Annotated in this window: 3 protein-coding genes; 2 read left to right on the forward strand and 1 reads right to left on the reverse strand. The window is 59.5% G+C overall.

Going from position 1 to position 3497, the window contains the following annotated elements; all coding sequences use genetic code 11:
- Positions 1-361 precede the first annotated feature (361 nt).
- A complete protein-coding gene (locus EOA60_RS24240) occupies positions 362-823 on the forward strand; it encodes a phasin (RefSeq protein ID WP_095826161.1) in 462 nt (153 codons plus the stop codon).
- A gap of 218 nt (positions 824-1041) precedes the next feature.
- On the opposite strand, the gene EOA60_RS24245 is transcribed toward EOA60_RS24240, so the two are convergent.
- Positions 1042-2241, reverse strand: a complete 1200-nt coding sequence (locus EOA60_RS24245) for an ROK family protein (RefSeq protein WP_095826160.1) — start codon at positions 2239-2241, stop codon at positions 1042-1044.
- A gap of 114 nt (positions 2242-2355) precedes the next feature.
- Between EOA60_RS24245 and EOA60_RS24250 the strand changes: the two genes are divergently transcribed.
- The coding region (locus tag EOA60_RS24250; RefSeq protein WP_164899498.1) for an ABC transporter substrate-binding protein at positions 2356-3497 on the forward strand (1142 nt) is incomplete at its 3' end.

Below are 3497 nucleotides of genomic sequence, written 5' to 3' on the forward strand. Positions count from 1 at the left end.
TCCCAGCGCTGCGTGCACTCGGCAGCCCGCACGGCGAGCTGCTGCTTGCCCTGAAATCAGGCAATTTCGGCGGCGACCGTTTCTTCGCCGACGCCTTGGCCGTTTTGGCATGAGACGGAGTCTTGGCTGTACAAGAATAACTGAGAAGGTCGCGCCAGGGTCGAATGCAGCGATGGATTGCGAAGAGGCCGCTCCTTTTTGGGTCGAAGAAGGTGACGGTCAATCTCGTTAGCACCGATCGCCGCCAGCGGCGCGCCGGGCCGCCGCAGTGGTGCCCTCGAGCGGCAATTCGCCCCTTCATAAATTCGTAGATGAAACAGGGGGGCTTTGTGTAATGCCACTCTCTGGAAAAGGATGGAAAATGTCCAAGATCCCCGGCAAGACCGAAACGATCGAAAACGCGGAATCCGCTACTTACGAGCCGTACAAGGTTACCGAGCAGGTTCGCGCTGTCGCCGAACAGGGCATTGAGCAGGCGAAGGAAGCATTTTCCAAATTGGAATCGAACGCCGAGACGACTCAAAAGGCTTTTGAGTCGACCCTTGAGGTGGCCAAGACCACCCGCAACGAGGTGTCGCTGAAGACGATTGCAGCTCTGCAAGCCAATGCCGAAGCCGGCTTCGCTCACCTGGAAGCACTGGTTGCCGTGAAGTCGCCGTCCGAGTTCTTCGAGCTGCAGGCCGCTTTCGTGAACAAACAGATCGACACTTCCGTCGAGCAGGCCAAGACCCTGCAGGCGGTGATGTTGAGAGCCACCGAAGACGTATCCATGCCGATCAAGGATGCCTTCGAAAAGGCCTTGAAGAACCTCAAGGCCGCTTGACTGCTCAGGCAATCCGAGACCGGAGGTCGCCGACCTCCTCTGCTCGTTACGACATCAAGACCGGCACCTTCGCGCCGGTCTTCTTCCATTCGGCCGGCGCCCTTTTGCACGAACCTCATCCATCGGCCAAGCATCGCTTTTCCAAACAGTTGGCTACGGAAAGGCGCGCAGAGACGAAGGCCCGAAATCGGGACGAGGACGCCGCTTTGGTCCTGCAGCTACTTGACCATTGATCGTTGCAGCCCAGTGCCGGCGATTTCTCCGGGGCTGCTTTCGAAGTCGAAGAGCCTTTGGGTCGCAAGCGCCGCGGCGCCACGCGCCCAGGAATCGTCTGCCCAATCGGGTGTAATCGGTGGCGGGTTCCACATGGCATAACGCTTCAATGCATCGCGCATTGGCCCGAACAGATAGTCGCCAAAGGTGACGGCTTCGCCCCCGCCGACAATCACTTCCGGATCGATGATATTGCAGAAACCGCCCAGGTATCGTCCAATCCCCTCGCCTGCCTCCTGCAGCAGGTCTATGGCTGCCCGGTCTCCAGTCTTGGCCGCGTTCAGCATGTCGTGGCGCGTCACTTCACCAGCGAGTCGCCTGGCCTCCTTCCATCGCCGCACCAGGGCCGGTTCCGAGAAGAAGGTCTGCAGGCAACCGCGCCTGCCACACTCGCATGGCGGCCCGTTCGGATCGTATGTCGAGTGACCCATCTTGCCCGCGGCGCCATTCGCGCCGTGATGGACAGAGCCATCGATGACCACCGCGCAGCTGATGCCGGCCCCGATGGCCAGGGCCCCGACGGTGCGATGATGCCGGCCAAGTCCGAACAATTGTTGCGCGAGCGCAAATGCGTTGGTGTCGTCGTCCGCCCAGACGGGTACGCGCACGCGTTCGGCAAGCATCGCAGCGATCGGCACATCGGCCCAATTGAACCGGTGGCTCAACCGGCAGACACCGTTATCGATGACGCCTGGTACAGCGATGCCGATCCCGCTGAGCTGGGCGCCTTTCGGTGCCCTGCGGTCGGAAACCAGCTCCTCGACTGCCGAGGCGCAGGCCTCCACCGTACTTTGTGGCGACAGATCGGGGACAACGACCTGCTTCGTAACAAGTGGAGTCGTGGCAAGATCGGTCAGCACACAATCGATGCCGCCTACCTTCAGCTTGAGCCCGGCCACAAGCCTGCCGGCGTAGTTTATATTGATCGGGATAGGTCGACGTCCCGGCGCGCCAAGACTCGCCTCCCCTTCCACCAGAATATTTTCCTCGAGCAATTCAGACACGACGAACGTCACCGCCGCGGGGCTGAGGCCCGTAACAGAGGCGATTTCGGCGCGGCTTATAGCACCTTGCCTTCGCAGCAGGTTCAGGATCAGCCGCCGGTTGATCGCGCGGGCCGTTTGCTGATCGCCTTTGAGCTTCATTCCTGCCTCATAATTAATTTTGTAAATTAAGTATTGACCATGCTGACATCCATACGCTACGAATTCGCATGGTTCAATTGGAATCCGGCTGTTCTCAGGGAGGAGATAGAAGCCATGACCACCGACTTTTCCGCGTTAACCACAACAAGGCGCCGTTTCCTCAAGGGCACTGGCGCGGCACTCGCCGCTTCGGCGACTGGTCTTTGCCTCCCGGCCTTGGCGCAGGCTCAGGAAATCACCATCATTTCCAACCTCAGCAATGTCGAGCAACGCCAGATCCTGCAGCGGCTGGCGAGCGAGTATGAGGCAAAATCAGGCACCAAGATCGTCATCAACAACATGGACCACGAGGCCCATAAGACGGCAATCCGCAGCTATCTTGTCGTCGGCGCTCCGGATATCTGCTTCTGGTTTTCCGGCAACCGCATGAAGGCCTTCGTCAACAAGGGCCTTTTTGACGACATCTCCGATCTGTTCGCCAAGGAGAACTACAAGAGCGTACTCGGTGCCACCACAAGCGCGGTCACCGTCGACGGCAAGCAGTATGGCCTGCCGATGGGAGGTCTTCTCTGGGGCCTCTTCTATCGCAAGGACGTCTTCGCCGAAAAAAATTGGACGCCGCCCAAGACCTGGAACGACTTCCTCGCCTTCGGCGAGGCGGCAAAGTCCGCGAAGATGATCCCGATCAGCATGGGCACCAAGGAGCTTTGGCCGGCGGGCGGCTGGTTCGACCACATGAACCTGCGCATCAACGGGCTCGACAAGCACATAGCGCTGATGGACGGCAAAGTTCCCTACACCGATCCGATGTTGACGCCAGTCTTCGACAAATGGAACGATCTGATCAAGGCGGGCTTCTTCTCGCCGAGCCACAGTTCGTTCGGATGGGAGCAGGCGGGTGCTGCCCTAGCGCAAAAGAAGGCGGCAATGATGGACCTGGGCGGCTTCGTTCGATCCGCCTTTCCGGAAGCGGATTTGCCTCAGCTTGCCTACGCGCCATTTCCCGAGATCGTTCCCGGGGTCGCCCGCTACGAGGATTTTTCGGTCAACTCCATCCACGTTCCGGCGAATGCGAAGAACAAGCAGGGTGCGCGCGACTTCCTCGCCTATTTCTACAAGCCGGAAAATCTGGGCGCATTCCTCGCCGCCGAAGGCGCCATCCCGCCTCGCAACGACTGCCCGCCAAGCAAGGACCCGCTGGTCAATGCTGCGGTCGAGGAACTGAAGAAAGTGGTTGGAACATCGCAATATTACGA

The sequence above is a fragment of the Mesorhizobium sp. M1A.F.Ca.IN.020.06.1.1 genome (genome assembly GCF_004023265.1).
GTDB lineage: Bacteria > Pseudomonadota > Alphaproteobacteria > Rhizobiales > Rhizobiaceae > Mesorhizobium.

What these genes read in the sequence shown, in the direction of transcription:
- EOA60_RS24240 (WP_095826161.1), top strand. Translation starts at nt 362, where the DNA reads ATGTCCAAGATCCCCGGCAAGACCGAAACGATCGAAAACGCGGAATCC.
- EOA60_RS24245 (WP_095826160.1), bottom strand. Translation starts at nt 2,241, where the DNA reads ATGAAGCTCAAAGGCGATCAGCAAACGGCCCGCGCGATCAACCGGCGG.